The 15,868-nt window shown below is 60.0% G+C and carries 9 protein-coding genes; 4 read left to right on the top strand and 5 right to left on the bottom strand.

The window, feature by feature from the left end; translation table 11 throughout:
• Positions 1–118 precede the first annotated feature (118 nt).
• A complete protein-coding gene (locus tag KSS97_RS11355) occupies positions 119–1,219 on the top strand; it encodes a DNA alkylation repair protein (protein WP_217861658.1) in 1,101 nt (366 codons plus the stop codon).
• Positions 1,220–1,228: 9 nt separating this feature from the next.
• Here KSS97_RS11355 and KSS97_RS11350 read toward each other — a convergent pair whose 3' ends face one another.
• A complete protein-coding gene (locus tag KSS97_RS11350; RefSeq protein ID WP_217861657.1) occupies positions 1,229–3,307 on the bottom strand; it encodes a putative bifunctional diguanylate cyclase/phosphodiesterase in 2,079 nt (692 codons plus the stop codon).
• A 334-nt stretch (positions 3,308–3,641) separates the two neighbouring features.
• Here KSS97_RS11350 and pncA point away from each other — a divergent pair, with 334 nt between their 5' ends.
• Positions 3,642–4,286 (top strand): bifunctional nicotinamidase/pyrazinamidase, encoded by a 645-nt coding sequence (pncA, locus tag KSS97_RS11345; RefSeq protein ID WP_198797990.1) that lies wholly within the window; start codon positions 3,642–3,644, stop codon positions 4,284–4,286.
• Between the two features lie 38 nt (positions 4,287–4,324).
• On the top strand, positions 4,325–4,966 hold the full coding sequence (locus KSS97_RS11340) for a DUF1345 domain-containing protein (protein WP_030141222.1): 642 nt from the start codon (positions 4,325–4,327) through the stop codon (positions 4,964–4,966).
• 230 nt (positions 4,967–5,196) lie between these two features.
• On the opposite strand, the gene KSS97_RS11335 is transcribed toward KSS97_RS11340, so the two are convergent.
• The 4 genes from KSS97_RS11335 to KSS97_RS11320 all read right to left on the bottom strand — a co-directional run bounded on the left by KSS97_RS11335 (position 5,197) and on the right by KSS97_RS11320 (position 11,732).
• Entirely contained in the window at positions 5,197–6,498 is a 1,302-nt protein-coding gene (locus tag KSS97_RS11335; RefSeq protein WP_198797992.1) for an ATP-binding protein, read from the bottom strand.
• 3 nt (positions 6,499–6,501) lie between these two features.
• Positions 6,502–7,203: a response regulator gene (locus KSS97_RS11330; RefSeq protein WP_030141219.1), complete on the bottom strand. Its 702-nt coding sequence runs from the start codon at positions 7,201–7,203 to the stop codon at positions 6,502–6,504.
• 229 nt (positions 7,204–7,432) lie between these two features.
• The gene (locus KSS97_RS11325) at positions 7,433–7,696 is read right to left on the bottom strand and encodes a hypothetical protein (protein ID WP_198797993.1); all 264 of its coding nucleotides are present in this window, start codon (positions 7,694–7,696) and stop codon (positions 7,433–7,435) included.
• Positions 7,697–8,342: 646 nt separating this feature from the next.
• Complete coding sequence (locus KSS97_RS11320) at positions 8,343–11,732, bottom strand: Ig-like domain-containing protein (protein ID WP_217861656.1); 3,390 nt, start codon at positions 11,730–11,732, stop codon at positions 8,343–8,345.
• 139 nt (positions 11,733–11,871) lie between these two features.
• Here KSS97_RS11320 and KSS97_RS11315 point away from each other — a divergent pair, with 139 nt between their 5' ends.
• Positions 11,872–15,855, top strand: a complete 3,984-nt coding sequence (locus KSS97_RS11315) for an immunoglobulin-like domain-containing protein (protein ID WP_217861655.1) — start codon at positions 11,872–11,874, stop codon at positions 15,853–15,855.
• The last annotated feature ends 13 nt before the right edge of the window (positions 15,856–15,868 follow it).

Below are 15,868 nucleotides of genomic sequence, written 5' to 3'. Positions count from 1 at the left end.
GACCTAGTTCACCGCGCGACAGCGCAGCGTCGAGACGCGGCGGGCTCCCTCACCACAGGTTGTGCCGGGCATGGCATAGTGGCGAGCCTTGGCCCAACACCCGCCGGACGGACCCAACATGAGCACCACCACCTCTTCCCCAGCCCTCAAGGAAATCTTCAACAGCGCCCGCCTCGACCACATCGCCACGGAAATGCGTGCGGTGTACCCCGCCTTCGATGCCAAGGCGTTCCTGAACATGGCCAATAATGGGCTGGCGGAGTTGTCGGTGATGCAGCGCATGGCGCGGGTCAGCGAATGCCTGCATGCGGTCCTGGCGCTGGATTACGAAGCATCGCTGGAAGTCCTGCGCGCACTGGCTCCGCGGCTGAACAGCATGTTCGTCAGCATGTTCCTGCCGCACTACGTAGCGTCGTACGGTCGACATGCGTTCGAGTCCTCCATGGACGCCCTCAAATACTTCACCCGATTCGGCTCAGCAGAATTCGCCGTACGGCATTTCCTGCGCGATGACCTGGCGCGCACGCTAGCGGTGATGCACGACTGGGCACTGGACACAAACGAGCATGTCCGCCGCCTCGCCAGCGAAGGCAGCCGCCCGCGCCTGCCCTGGTCGTTCCACCTGGAGCCGATCCAGGCCAACCCGGAACTTGCCGCCGCGATCCTCGAAACGCTCAAGGCCGACGACAGCCTGTACGTACGCAAATCCGTCGCCAACCACCTGAACGACGTGACCAAGCAGCATCCCGACTGGGTCCTCGACCGGATCGAAGGCTGGCCGCTCCAGCAGCGCCACACCGCCTGGATCGCCCGGCATGCCCTGCGCAGCCTGATCAAGCAAGGCAATCCTCGTGCGCTGGCCGTGATCGGAGCGGGTGGCAAGGCTCAGGTCGAGGTCTCGGATCTGCAAGTGCTGCCGGCGGTGATTCGCCTGGGGGAGCAGGTCACGCTGTCGTTCAAAGTGCAATCGACGTGTCCCGAGAACCAGCGTCTGGTGATCGATTACGCCATCGACTACGTGAAGGCATCCGGCGGCACGTCGGCCAAGGTGTTCAAGCTCAAGACCTTCGACCTGCCCGCCCTGGCGTCCGCCAACCTCAGCCGCTCCCAGCACATCCGCGAGCTGACCACGCGCCGGCACTATGAGGGCCGGCATTCGGTGCATGTGCTGATCAATGGCGAGCGGCTGGGCAGCACCGCATTCGACATCGTTTCCTGAGCAGTCGCCTCAGGCGATTGCCACGCGCGGGAATTGGCGGATGTTCTTGAGGAAGTGCTCGGCCGGCTGCGGATGCCCCAGCAGATAACCTTGCAGTGAGTCGCAGCCCAACTGGGTCAGGAAGTCCTGCTGCACATCGGTCTCCACCCCTTCGGCGACGATCCGCAGGCCCAGGGCCTGGCCAAGGGCGACGATGGCCGAGACGATAGCCGCGTCGTCGCTGTCGTGCTCCAGGTCGCGGACGAAACCGCGATCAATCTTCAGCTCATTGGCCGGCAGGCGCTTGAGGTACATCAGGCTCGAATAGCCGGTGCCAAAGTCGTCGATGGACAAGTCCACGCCCATGTCCGACAACTGCTGCAACACCGTCATGCTCGCGTCCGCGTCGCTCATGGCAGTGGTCTCGGTGATTTCCAGGGTCAGGCTGTTTGGCGGCAGATGGTGAGTCTCCAGCGCCTTGGCGACGCTCTGCACCAGGCCTACATGGCAGAACTGCAACGCAGAGAGATTCACTGCGATGCGCCAGTCGGTGTAGCCCAGCACGTACCATTCGCGCATCTGCCGGCAGGCTTCGTTGAGCACCCATTCGCCGATGGGGATGATCAGCCCGGTTTTTTCCGCCAGATCGATAAAGGTATCGGGCATCAACAGGCCCTGGGTCGGATGAGTCCAGCGCAACAGCGCCTCGGCGCCCACCGGACGGCCGTTGGCGGCGTCGAACTTGGGTTGGTAATGCAGGCTGAATTGCCGCTGCTCAACGGCGATGCGCAAGTCTTGCAGCAGTTGCAATTGCTTGCGGGCGTTGCTGTTCATCGAGGCGTCGAAAAAGCTGTAGCCGTTCTTGCCGGCGCCCTTGGCGTGGTACATCGCCGCGTCGGCATTCATCAGCAATTCATCGGCGCTCTGGCCGTTACCGGGGTACAGCGAAATGCCGACGCTGGCGGAAATCTGCAAGTCATGGTCGGCGACACGGAACGTCTGGCCGATCAGCCCGACCTGCCGCGCAGCCAGACGCAGGGCATCGTCAGGATCAGCCAACTGCACCAGCAGGACGAATTCATCGCCGCCAATACGCGCGAGGGTGTCTTGGTTGCGCAAATCTTCACGCAAGCGCAGGGCCACGTCCCGTAGCAACAGATCGCCCATGTGGTGCCCAAAGGCGTCGTTGACCGGCTTGAAGCCGTCCAGGTCGATGAACATCAAGGCGAAACAACCGCCCTGCTCCTGCACTCGGTGCATGGCCTGGCCGATGCGATCCGCCAGCAATACGCGGTTGGGCAATCCGGTCAGGGGGTCGTGCAAGGCCAATTGGGTCAGTTCCCGATTGGCCTGGGTCAGCGACCTGGCCAGCTCCGCCGTGCGAGCTTCCAGGCGGGCGTCGAGGATGGAAGTCAGCAAGGCAATCGCCAGCACCGCCAGGGTGGTGATCAGCACCAGATTGTCGAGCCCCTTGCCGCTCAAGCCATCGAGGGAACCGCAGAAACTGCCCTCGCTGAACTGCGCCGCAGCCATGCCTGTGTAGTGCATGCCGACGATGGCAGCACCCATCACCACCGCGGCGCCAGCGCGAGCCAGCCGAACATGAGGGGTGTTCCGACGCAGGCGAAAAGCGATCCACAGCGCCGCCGCACAGGCCACGACAGCAATCAGCAACGAAGCCCCGAACAACGTCGGGTCATAGTCGATACCCGGCTGCATCCGCAACGCAGCCATGCCGGTGTAATGCATGGCACTGATGCCGGTGCCCATCACCAACGCGCCGAACGCCAGTTGCCAGGCCCGCAGTTGCGGCTGGCTGACCAACCACAAGGCAAAGCCGCTGGACAGAATGGCGATCAATAGCGACAGCGCGGTGATCGCCACATCGTAGCCAAGCTCCACCGGCAAGGTGAACGCGAGCATGCCGATGAAATGCATGGACCAGATGCCCACGCCCATCGCCAGCGCACCACCGGCCATCCAGAAATGCTTGGCGCGGCCTTGGGCCGTGGCAATACGCCCGGTCAGGTCCAGGGCGGTGAACGAAGCGAGGATTGCAACAAATAAAGAAATCGAAACAAGGGCGGGGGAATAACTGCCGATGAGCATGGATTTTTCTCGTGACCTGAAGGCCGTACTGCGTCCATGCCCGGTTGAAAGGCGGCGATTGTACACAATCGGGACGAGAGTGCACTGACCACACATCAAAAAGCCATCATCCCTGGAAAGTTTGCGACGAAAGACACTGGGGCAGGCGGCTGCCAGTGCGCTATCGCGAGCAAGCTCGCTCCCACAGAAGGCTGCGGACGTATGAAAATCTGAGGTTCGGCTCCGAGCCCATGTGGGAGCGAGCTTGCTCGCGATGCGGTGCCCGCGACAAAGAACAACCTGAGCCCGTGCAGGTTCGGCTAATCTCCACAGATCATTACCAGGAGCAGCCGGCATGACCCCTATGGATACCAAAGCCACAACCACCGCTTTACTCGTGATCGACATCCAGAACGACTTCATCCCCGGCGGCCAACTGGCGGTGCCGGGCGGCGACGAAATCGTGCCGCTGGTCAACCGACTCGGCCGCTCGTTCCTGAACGTTGTCTGTGCCCAGGACTGGCACCCCGCCGGGCATGCCTCGTTCGCCTCCAGCCACGAAGGCAAACACCCCTTCGACCTTATCCAGTTGCCCTACGGCGAACAAAAGCTCTGGCCCGAACACTGCGTCCAGGATACCCAGGGCGCCGCCCTGCACCCTGACCTTGACTTGCCTCATGCCCAACTGATCATCCGCAAGGGCTGCAACCCGGCCATCGACAGCTACTCGGCCTTCATGGAAGCCGACCGCCTGACCCAGACCGGCCTGACCGGCTACTTCAAGGAGCGCGGCATCGACACGGTGTACATGGTCGGGCTGGCCCTGGATTTCTGTGTGATGTATTCGGCGCTTGACGCACGAATGGTCGGTTTCAACGCAATCGTCGTGCTCGACGCTTGCCGGGGCATCGATATCGACGGCTCAATGGACGCGGCCATGCGGCGCATGCAGGAGGCCGGCGTACGGCTGATTCAATCCAATGACATAACCAGCGGATGATTCATACTCCGAGCATTTCCACGCCACAGTGAGCCCCCATGCCCCGCCTCACCCGCACTCATCCGCGACTCTCCCTAGCCACCGTCATCGGCCTGGCAGCGGGCCTGTTGATTCCAACGGACTCGATCATCAGCAAGATCCTGATCGGCTGGAACGCCGGGGTCTGGACCTACCTGGTGCTGATGTTCTGGCTGACGGTGCGGGCCAAGGCGCCGGACGTGAAGCGCATCGCCGAGATGGAGGACGAAAACGCCGGATTGGTTTTGCTGATGGTCTGCATCGCGGCGCTGGCGAGCCTGGCGACCATCACCTTTGAACTGGCCGGCAGCCGCGACCTGGCAACCGCTGGCAAACTGCTGCACTACGGCGTCACCGCGTTGACCGTTATCGGCTCATGGCTGCTGATCGGGGTGATCTTCAGCGTGCACTACGCCCGGTTGTATTACACCTGGAACGGCAAGGAACCGGCCCTGCGTTTTGCCGAGGGGCTGACCACACCCAACTATTGGGACTTTCTGTATTTCTCGTTCACCATCGGCGTGGCGGTGCAGACCTCGGACGTGGGGGTTGCCACACGGCAGTTGCGCAAGATTGTCTTGGCGCAGTCGTTGATCGGGTTCGTGTTCAACACGGCGATATTGGGTTTTTCGATCAATATTGCGGCGGGGTTGTTTGGTTGACTGTTTGGGGCCACTTCGTGGCCCAGCGGGAGCAAGCTCCCTCGCCACGGGAATATCGATACCTTAAGTGAACAGCATTTCCCTTGTGGCGAGGGGATTTATCCCCGTTGGGCTGCGTAGCGGCCCCAAACCAGACAACTCGGTGTGCCAGGAAGATTGAATTCATTGATTCAGGGCTGCTGCGCAGCCCAGCGGGGATAAATCCCCTCACCACAGAGACTGCACTGGCCTCAAGACGGTGTGGGGAGCCACAGCCGGAAACGTGCCCCGCCCAGCGGCGAGGCCTCGACGGTCAGCGTGCCGCCCTGGGCTTGCAGGGCGCGGCGGCTGATCGCCAGGCCGAGGCCGAAGCCGCCGGTGGCGCGGTCGCGGCTGCGGTCCAGGCGGTAGAATGGTTCGAAGACACGCTCGCGCTCGCTGTCGGGGATGCCGATGCCGTCATCGTCGACCCAGATTTCACAGCCTTGCTCGCTGACCAGCACACCGACCTGGATGCGTTTCTCGCAATAACGCATGGCATTGCGGAGCAGGTTCTGCAAAGCGCGGGCGGTCAGGCGCGGGTCCAGCACAAAACGCTCCAGCGCCCCGTGCAGCAGCACGTCGATCACCACCTCCGGCGCGGCCAGGTCTTCGTCGAGGCTGCCGAGAATGCTGTCGATGAACTCATCCAACGGCACTTCAACCCGCTCCGGCAAACGCTCGGGATTTTGCAGGCGGCTATAGGACAACAACTCCAGCACCAACTCGTCCAGTTCACGAATGTGCGCCACCAACCCTTGCAGGCGCTCGCGGCTGGCCGTTGGCATGTCCTCCGACAACGCCAGGGCCAAGCCGAAATCGAGCCGGGTCAGCGGCGTGCGCAATTCATGGGATACAGCGTTGAGCAGGTCTCGCTGCTGGTTGAGCAGGTTCTCGATGTCCCCCGCCATGGTGTCGAATACATGGGCCAGGCTGCCGATGTTGGAACTCGGCGCGATCTTCGTACGCTCGCTTAAATGTCCCTTGCCGAAACGCTCGGCGGTGCGCTTGAGGCGTTCCAAGTCACGCCAGTGCGGCCGCAGCCAGAGCAGCAGGCACGCCAGCATCGTCGCGCCGATCAGCACGTTGATGCTCCAATACAGCCAACTGACGTCCGCCGGATCCGGCGGCACGACCATCTTCACCGCCGTGCGTTCGTCCAAAGGCGCCGCCGCCAGGGTGCGCCAGCCCCAATCGCCGATGCGCACCACGTTTTCTCCACGCTTTAGGCGCGCCTGCTCGATCGCAGTGAAACCGGTGTCCTCGGTGGCTGCCAGCTCGATGCGCAACGGCTCGAATTCCTTGTCCATCTGCGCAGCCAGCGCCGGCCATTGCGCGCTGGGCACGGCGCGGAACTGCTTGACGATCAGGGTTTGCAGTCCACGGGAATAGTCGAGGTTGTAGGCTTGGAAGCGCTCTTGGAACAGGCGGATCACCAGTTCCGGCATCAGGTAGATCGCCGCGCTGTAGGAAACGATGGTGACCAGGTAGAGTCGAATCAGCAGCTTCCACATCGATCAGCATTCCCACTCGGAACGGCTGAACAGATAGCCCTTGCCCCATACGGTCTTGATCTTGCGCGCTTCGCCGGCGTTGTCGTCGAACTTGCGCCGCAGCTTGGAAATCGCCACGTCCACCGAACGGTCGGTGCCGTTGAATTCGATGCCGCGCAGGCGTTGCAGGATCTGGTCGCGGCTCAGCACTTCGCCGGAATGCCGTGCCAGCACCACCAGCAAGTTGTATTCGCCACTGGACAATTCCACCGGCTGGCCGCGCCAGGTCACCGTGCGTTCGGACAGGTCGATGCACAGGTTGCCCATGACAATGCGATCGTTGACCGTCTGCGGCTCGGTCAGGCTGCTGCGCCGCAACAACGTGCGCACCCGAGCGAGAAGCACCCGTGGCTCGCAGGGCTTGGTGACGTAGTCATCGGCGCCCATCTCCAGGCCCAGCACCTGATCGTGGCTGTCGTCCCGGGCGGTGAGCATCAGGATCGGCAGGGTCGCCGAATCGGCGCGTAGCAAGCGGCAGACCTGCAGGCCGTCCAGCCCCGGCAGCATCAGGTCGAGGATCACCAGGTCCGGCGGATTCGCCCGCGCACGTTCACGGACGTGGTCGCCACGGTTGAGCACGCTGACGTGATAGCCGTTGCGCTCCAGGTAGCTGGCGATCAGTTCACAGAGGGCGGCGTCGTCTTCGACGAGGAGGATGTTGGGCATGGGTGGGTCCAGACAAATGCTGTGGTGCTGGGCTAGGCCTCATCGCGAACAAGCCTCTTCCCACAAGTCTTCTGTATGGCACAGACCCACTGTGGGAGCGAGCTTGCTCGCGATGGCGATATCCAGGCGCAGAAATCTCAAGCCGCCAAGGATATACGCCCTCGCCCGTCGCCGACCAAACCCCTTACACAATTTCACACACAGCCTACAAAACCCTAACGGTGGACAGTCAAACTTTGTCGGCAGGTAAGATCGCAATAGAGGTTCGTCCACCGCGCCCACCCTCATCGGGGCAAGCCCACAGCTCAGCATTATCCAGATCAAAAGCGCCACCGATAGAAGTGAAGCTCAGGGTGATCTCACTGGCACCAGAGCCCTCCGGCGCGACAAAACCAACACTGAAATGTCCCGCGGAATCGAATGAATAGGCGAGATTGTATTCAGCAATCGCTACCTGCCCTGATCCGTAATAATTGGCGATGTCAAAACTCACGCGGACAGGCGCAGCAGTTTTCACCACCACCGATTGGAAAAGTCTCCCGCCGTTTTCAAACTGCGCCCGATTGTTCGCGCCCTTGACATGGTCGTTGTGTTCCCAATGACCAACGGTTCAGGAAGGGTCCGGGGGGTGTTGTCGGCAGTGTCCATGGCAGGGTCCCAGTTGGATGAGGTCTGGGGTTATTCAATGCCAGAAAACTGGGTGTGCCTACTGTCAGAGTTGACAGTAGGCACACCCTCGGGACCGTCCTTCCACCTGCCTGTCAGGGGCGCGCCGCTACTCTGTTATCCTCCTTCCAAACCGTTCGCCAAGCGGATAATAAATGCTTCCTCTTTTTGCCTTTCTTGCGCCCTTTTCTTGAGTAAGACTGTGCGGCCCGAAAAATGATGTTTTATCGAATTAACATTATTTTTCGGGACTGCGAACCGATGTTTAGCCGTTCCAGGGCGCTGGGGACATTTTTAAATAACCAGATGTTTTCCGGCTATCGAGCCGTCAGCACTTTTCAAAAAAACGACCCATGTCGAAATTTGCTCAATCTTCTTCATACTTCAGCCCTCTCGACAACTGCAAAGCCCTTTGCAGCCACCACTAACTTAATAGTTGTTGCATCATTAAATACTGACGCAAGGCAAATGCATCACGATCGAAGGCCCAGTGCCTGAGTTATGTTGCTACTGTACGGGTAAATAGTGGCATTCGTCCTCTTAAGATGAATCTCTAGAAAACGATAATAAGTGGCCCGTGTTGCCGATGAGCCCAACCATTGGGATGTCCAGCTTGATGGGACTATAAAGTTGTTGGCAATATCATGGTAGGGGTACTCATATTCCGCGTCGTACTCGAATTTCTGACTGACTAACCAGTTGTAGGCCTGAAGCGCATTAAAAGGGCCGCCGTGGACAATGATTTCATACTTGCGGCTTACCAACGCCTGATATGATGCCGTCAGCCCAGCTGCATCCCTAACCGTTATTGTTGTGGTCCCGTTTCTTAGCCCTCGAACCTTCCCGGTGGAACTGACTGATGCAATAGTAGAATTACTGGTGGAGTAGGTGTAAGGAAGTATTCCATCGCTAGGCAAACGTGTAACCTCGTCGAAAATTTCGGCCTGCCTCCGTGGCCAGGGTGCTTTGTAATAATGCAAAAGGTCTAGCGTCATATTCGAGTTATCAATGCGTAACCGCGACACGGTAAAGCTGCGCGCGGTCGAGGACGGATTGCCCACATACAGAGCCTCAGCTTTGAAGGTGTGCAGCCCGAGTGCTACGGGAATAGCCGTGCTGGTCCAGATCCCACCGATCGCCGTAAACCGTCCCTTGGACGTAGCCCCGTCAAACAATTCAATCTCCAACCCGGCCGAGGCAGTACCGCTCAATGTCACGCTGGTATCTCTCGTGGTGCCATTGGGAGGAATCTCAGTATTGCTTGGCTGGCCCTTTACCCAGGCAATAGTCGGCGCCGTCGCCGGCATGGCCTTGACGGTATAGGTCCGAAGCGGGAAGTCCACGGCATTGGCTTGGGCCGAGCTGCGGTCGAAGGTCACCTGCAGGATGACCTTCAGCTCGGAGCCATCGCGCAGCTTGAGCAGCTCGCTGCGCGGCAGGTCCGTGACCAGCCCTGCGCTCACTTCGGAGGAATTCACTGCCGAGGCGGTATAGAGCGTGATGATGTGAACGCCTCCTCCGTTCTGGGCGATGCCCTCGGCGCGCAGCCACACGCGCTGGCCGGCCGCGATCAGCGGCCAGGGCGCGCAGGTCACGCGCGCGTTGCCGGTGAAGCTGGTCAGGTCCAGTTCGCGGCCGAGGCCGCCCTGTGCCGCCTGGGGGATCAGCGGCATTGCCAAACTCGTCGCGGGCATCGCCTGCACGTTCAGCGTCAGCGGGGCTGACGCCGGCCCTTCGCTGCCGTCACGGGTCACGGTGTAGGTAACCGTGACCGATCTGTCCAGGTTGAAGGCGAGCACCGACACTGGGAGCGGAATTTCCCGGCTGCCGGGCAATGCCTGTACCGGGGTGGTATGGGAACCGGCCCCGGCAGTGCCGGCCCAAGTCACGCTGACCTTATCGCCGAGTTGAATACCATAATCGGGGATCACTGCGGTCAACGCATCCTTGGCCGCCACCGGATTCAATGACTGGTTGGGCACCGTGCCGGTGGCCTGCTTGACGCTGGGCGCAGTCAGATTCATGGCTGCGCCAATTTTTATCGTTAATATCTCAGAGGCAGAAGTCCCGCCCCCTACCCGTTTGACCCAATACATCGCCCGTACCGTGCCATTGCGATTGTCCTCGATCAACGCGGCCCTGATGGTGAACTGGATGTTTTGGTTCTCGGTAAATTCGGTGACCGGAATCGAGTCCCGGTACCGTCCGGTGTTCGAGCCCCACCACAAGATATGCACCCAGTCGCCGGCGGTTTGCCCGCTGTATTGGCGCACGATCAAGCGCGTACCGTCCGGCTTGTCCGCAGGATCCAGTACGCCGCCGCTTTCGCCCTCGACCACCGGCAGCGGCAATTCGGCCCGGGGCTCACCGATGCTCAGCAGGTCGGCGTGCAGCGATTCCTCTTCCAGCACCTCCCGGCTCACCACATCACGCAGCAATTTGTAATACAGATCGAGCGTCCCCTCCTCGATGGCAGTAAGGTGTTCGCCAGCCACGACGATCTCGATCGGTACGCTGCCCTCCGCCTCGTTCGCGGTGATCGGGTGCAGTGGGAGATCAGGTTTATAGGAAGTGCCGTTCGCCTTGGTGCCGTTCCAGATCAATTCAATCGCATTGCCCCCTTCCATGGCCGGGTCCAGCGGGATCTCAATGGTGGTATTGGGCAGTTCTGGATCGAGTGTGCCGGCGATCTCGTCCAGGGGAATCGGCGCCGCCAGGGGATTGGCCCTGCCCACGATCCGCGGGGAGAATATCTTGGAGAACAGGTCGGCGCTGCCATCCGCCTTGATCAGCCGGTAGAAAAATGCCGCATGAGGACCGCCGGCCAGCTGTCGTACCTCGGCGCTGGGGCGTTTGAACATGAGGACATTCGGGACGCTGAGAATTTTTTCCCGCGCAAAGACGACTTCTTCGATCTTTTCCCCCTCTGCCGTTGTGCCCGTCAAACTCATCTCGACTTCATCGTCCACCTTGAAGTTACTACCTACCGCGATCACCTGAAAGGTCAGGTCCGCCTCGCCAAGCTGGTCCATATCCAGCTCCAGGTTGAACACCTCCCCGATCAACGGCGCATCCAGGCGCGAGTTGCCGGTGTCCACGATCACCCGTACCTCGACGCTAAAGTCTTCAGACTTGTTGTCCACCCGGTCATAGACTTCAAAGACCACCGGCAAGCCATTGGTGTCGGAGTCTTTGCCGTTGAGAATGGTCTCCTCATCGACAGTGATGACCAAGGGCTGGTTCTGTGGCGGAAAATGTTCCGGCCCTACCGTTTTCCAAATAATTTCACCGCCCCAGGACATCTTGATCCGGTCCCCTTCGGCCATGATCGGGTAAGGCTCGATGGTCACCGGGACACCTAGCCTGGCGGCTTCCTGATCCACCGCGCCGGGGGGCAGGAACTCGGGCGGGAGTGTCAGTCTCAGTTCCGAGTGACCGGGTGTATCACCGTCCTGATCCTGGCCACCGGGTGGGGCAAACTCGACCTTGACGTGGATCTTCGTCACCTCCGAAGGCTCGTAGTTGGAGGCCCCCACTATTTTCACGTCGTAGCTCAGGTCGAAATCTCCATCGGCCAGCCCACCTACCGGGATATACCGCTCAATCCACTGGCCCACCTCCGTCTCTTCATCGATGGAGCCCGGCAACACGGGGATGTTGTTCAACTTGATCCTGAAGGAGTCTCCCCGCCCCATGTTGTCCCAAGGCGGTAGCAGCAGCCGTAGCCCGTCGTGGGGAAAGACCAGCCTGGCGGCGGCAATGTTGATGCCCACGCTGCCTACGGGAGCCGGCGGATACGCGGGTCCGCCGTCAGGGATGGTCAGCTCTTGAAGAAGCAGGGGGGTGTTGTCGGCAGTGTCCATGGCAGGGTCCCAGTTGGATGAGGTCTGGGGTTATTCAATGCCGGAAATCGGGGTGTGCCTACTGTCAGAGTTGACAGTAGGCACACCTTTCCACGGCTACTAAATTAGAGCACACCCACATCACAACTGGACGTTTCCCATGACCCGGTTCATGCCCTGCCTACTTCCTCCCCTGCCCCTTTCCCCAGCACCGCTGCAGCTCAGGGGGCTGTTCATTGCAGGTTGGACCAGTCCCGTCATCGATGCTGATTACGGAATCAACCGCAGCATTGTCTTCGACCTCGCTCGCCCCCCCCAGACCGAAGACCCTCCCAAGGACGCACTCTGCATCATCGACCCTTGGAACGAGCAGAAGGAAGGCGACAAGATCGATGTCTACCTGAACGATGAAATAATCGCTCAGGGGACTGTTGAAAAGGGAGGGCTCAACAAGCGCCTGTTCTTGTCATTGCCACACGAAAAAATCACCCCCACCTGGGGCGAGAACTTTCACTTCAAGTTGACGCCCGTAGGTGAAACCGGGCCCAGCGACGAGTCGACACCCTGGCGTTTGCGAGTCAAGCTGGATCGCCCCGGCGGCAAAGACAGAGAACCTCACAACCCAGGTCATTCAGAACTAAAGGCTCCGCTGCCCCCTCAGGATGTGATCGATAATGGGGTAGATGCCGGTTCCGCCAAGAACGGCTTCGACCTTGAGATCCGGCATTATCCCGGTCGTGCGGCCCACGACACCATCCAGCTGGCCTGGGGTAGCGCTTTTGTATACCGCGAGATCACCCCGCAGGAGGCGAGTACGACCGATTCGATCTTCATCAGGATCGACCAACAAACCATCCTCGCCGCCGGAGACAGTGCCCGACTGCTGGTCCATTACATGGTGTTCGATCTGGTCTGGAACTATGCCGAAAAATACTCCTCGCGCACTTACGTACAAGTAGACGCCGGAGCTGCTCGACTGTCCGAGCCCATCATCAAGGAAGCATCCAGCGGTGTCATCGATTTGCCGACGCTGGGCAAACAGCCCGTGACGATCCAGGTTATCGCGCGCGCACCCGACTTTGCTCTGAACGACACGTTGAATATGACCTGGATCGGAACTCCAGTGGTCGGCCTACCATTGGAGAACCGTCAATCCAAAGTCATCGACAACCTGCCCGCAGTCTATGCATTCGAGATTCCCAACGCTGAAATCCGTGCCCTGGCGGGCGGGTCTGGCGATGCGTTCTATATCCTGGAAAAAGCCAACGGTGATCCTCCTCTGTCATCCAAACATGCCTTCGCAAACGTCGAGGGGCAGGTCTCCGCTCTACCCGCGCCGACACTTATCGAACTGATTGGGGACACACTCGAACCGGACCAGCCCTTCGCCACAGTGATCATCCATGCTTATCCGGGCATGAAGGGGGGCGACCATCTCAAACTGGTCTGGCTGGGTGAAAAGGCCAACAACGCAGGCCCTTACCTGCATGAAGACGAGCACATTGTCAGCGACAATGAAGTGGACACGGACATCGTGATGTTCGTCCCCGGTGAACACATCGCGGTGCTGACAGGAGGCAGCCTGAGGCTGAGCTACTGGGTCTCCAACGACAATGCCGTCGTGTACGACGTCCGGGAGTCCGACGTCCTCGACGCCAAAATCCAAGTCATCCGTGCCGAAATCCCCGCGCCCATGGTCGTTGAAGCGCCCGAGAATAAATTGGATCCGCACATTCATACCGGCAACGTGACACTGCGCATCGGATACCTCGGCACCGCCAAAGGCGACATTCTCACCTACTACTGGCACGGCAACCCTGGAGATGGCAGCACCAGCGATTGGGTACCGATATCCCAAGCCAGCGCCGGCAAACAGCTGGATTTTACGATCCTGCGCAAGTACATCGAACCGAACATCAACAACATCGTCCGGATTCGCTATGTTGTCCTGGAGAAACTCACCGGTCGGTATCGCTATTCGGGCTTGCTTGAGCTGGTCATCGGCGACCTGTTGGGCGACCTCCCGGAACCCATGGTGATCGAAGCCTCGCCCGCAGATGAGCTCAATCCAATCAATGCACTCGCCGGCGCCACGGTAGAGGTGCGATACGAGAGCATGGATGAGCCACACAGGATTCATTTGAATTGGCTGGGCACCCCCGGGGCGGGTACATCCGATGATCTGGAGTTGCCCGGCAGTGCCAACGGCAGTGTTCTGTTCACCGTCCCGGCCTCGGTGGTCGGCGCCAATATCAACCGTAACGTGATGCTCGGTTATGAGGTGACGCATAAAGGCTTCGTATTTCCCTCCGAAACCCTGGCGCTGAAAGTACTGGCCTTTCAGGATCCGGACAACCAGCTGCCCAAACCATGGATGCCCCAGGCAAACAACACCACCTCAGTACTGAACCTGGCAACCTTTACCGGCAACGCCAACGTCACCGTTGGAAGATGGCCATTCATTGCCGCCAAGCAACGCATCTGGTTGCGGCTCGAAGGACATTCCGAGACTGGAACGCTCTTTCCTATTCCGTTGTTGGACGGCCATGAGCTGACGGCCGATGAGGCCGCGAATGGCCTGAGCGAAGTTGTGCTGCGAACCGAGCTGGAACGGCTTGGCCACAACACACCGCTGACGGTCATATGCAAGGTGGGCTTCAGCACCGAAACCGATGAGTTTTACGCGCTTGCCTTCCCTCTGACCCGCTATACGTTCAAGAGTCGTCATGACTGGGTTGTGCCGGAGATTACCAGCGTCAAGGACTCTTGGGGCGAAGTAGGAGAAGGAGAGAACACGCTCGACACCCGTGTGAGACTGGACGGCGCAGCGACCCCCGACTCCAGTGTGCAACTCTACGAAGGTACCGTTCCCGTGGCGATTCTGCCGGTGAGTATCGGAGGGGCTTGGTCGCACGACATGTCCTCGCTGAGCGTGAAATCGTACCGGCTTACCGTCCACGCCCTGGATGGCAGCGGTTTCATCTCATCACCGCGCACGTTTTCCGTGGAAGCCGCCGATGCCCCGACCATTACCAGCCTCAGGGACGCTTGGCGTGAAATTGCCCACGACGGCTACACCACTCACAGACAGGTCACGATCAAGGGCCAGGCCAATGCCCGGCAGAATGTGAGAATCACGGGTATTTCAACTCCCCCACCGCAGGTGCCGACCGACGACAGCGGTGGCTGGACCCTCACGTTCAGCACGTTGGCTCTCCAGCGATACAGTGTTGTGGCCGAGGCACTTTATGGCGAGGGCGTTCCGCCGTCCGCGCCGCGGTCATTCACCGTGACGCCAGTTGTCAACCCGACGATCACCAGCGTTCGGGACTCCCGCGGCGAACTCAACAACGGCGGCAGTACGACAGATAACAAGGTGACGTTGAGGGGGAGCGGCAGCGCTTATCAAATCGTCCAGATACTGGGTACCACGACGACAGCTCCCGAAATCCGGGCTGATGGCCTAGGTATCTGGACCCTGGCAGAACTGGCTGTGACTCCCAGAGGCTACAGCCTGACCGCCAAAGCGCTGTACGGTGACAACGTCCCCATTTCATCGCCGAGAACGTTCACGGTCGTTGCACCAACGCCAGCGTTGAACTTCAACCAGAGCCCGGTGACGTTAAGTGGGACGGCTTACATACTGGTCGGCAGCCCCACCCTGCCCAACTTTGGCGCGGGCACGTCGGTACGCCATGCCGCTAGCGCTGGAGTAGGTCCCTATCGCTATAGCTCCAGCAACCAAGGTGTCGCCATGGTCGATGGAGCCGGATTGGTCACCGTTCGCCGCAATGGCAGCACGACCATTACCGCAACCGATTCGGCCTCGCCCCCACAGTCAAAAAGCTACACCGTGACAGTTACCGGTGTTTGGCTGTGTCATAACTTGGGAGGCGGTCATTACCAGGCGATTCGTAACGTAGCCGCCTCCCGAGGTTTGGGCATTCCGGATCTCGGTACATTGAATGCAATCAGCGTCGCCTACCGGGGTCGGTGGCCTTGGTTGGGAGCCTACACATGGTCCAGCAGTGTGAAGTTTCCGCTTCCGCCGGTGTACATGTATGCGCTGACCATGTCCAATGGCGCTACGTGGGGGTTGTGGGATCTTAATCCGGCTGGCACAGGCATGGGCATTGGCAGGTGAAACGCCGCCTCAT

Origin of the sequence: Pseudomonas alvandae (genome assembly GCF_019141525.1) — a bacterium.
Lineage (GTDB): Bacteria > Pseudomonadota > Gammaproteobacteria > Pseudomonadales > Pseudomonadaceae > Aquipseudomonas > Aquipseudomonas alvandae.
This window is presented reverse-complemented; position numbering and strand designations above follow the sequence as displayed.

Bases quoted from the DNA above. Each gene is read 5' to 3' on its own strand.
- KSS97_RS11355 (WP_217861658.1), top strand. From the start codon at position 119: ATGAGCACCACCACCTCTTCCCCAGCCCTCAAGGAAATCTTCAACAGC.
- KSS97_RS11350 (WP_217861657.1), bottom strand. From the start codon at position 3,307: ATGCTCATCGGCAGTTATTCCCCCGCCCTTGTTTCGATTTCTTTATTT.
- pncA (WP_198797990.1), top strand. From the start codon at position 3,642: ATGACCCCTATGGATACCAAAGCCACAACCACCGCTTTACTCGTGATC.
- KSS97_RS11340 (WP_030141222.1), top strand. From the start codon at position 4,325: ATGCCCCGCCTCACCCGCACTCATCCGCGACTCTCCCTAGCCACCGTC.
- KSS97_RS11335 (WP_198797992.1), bottom strand. From the start codon at position 6,498: ATGTGGAAGCTGCTGATTCGACTCTACCTGGTCACCATCGTTTCCTAC.
- KSS97_RS11330 (WP_030141219.1), bottom strand. From the start codon at position 7,203: ATGCCCAACATCCTCCTCGTCGAAGACGACGCCGCCCTCTGTGAACTG.
- KSS97_RS11320 (WP_217861656.1), bottom strand. From the start codon at position 11,732: ATGGACACTGCCGACAACACCCCCCTGCTTCTTCAAGAGCTGACCATC.
- KSS97_RS11315 (WP_217861655.1), top strand. From the start codon at position 11,872: ATGACCCGGTTCATGCCCTGCCTACTTCCTCCCCTGCCCCTTTCCCCA.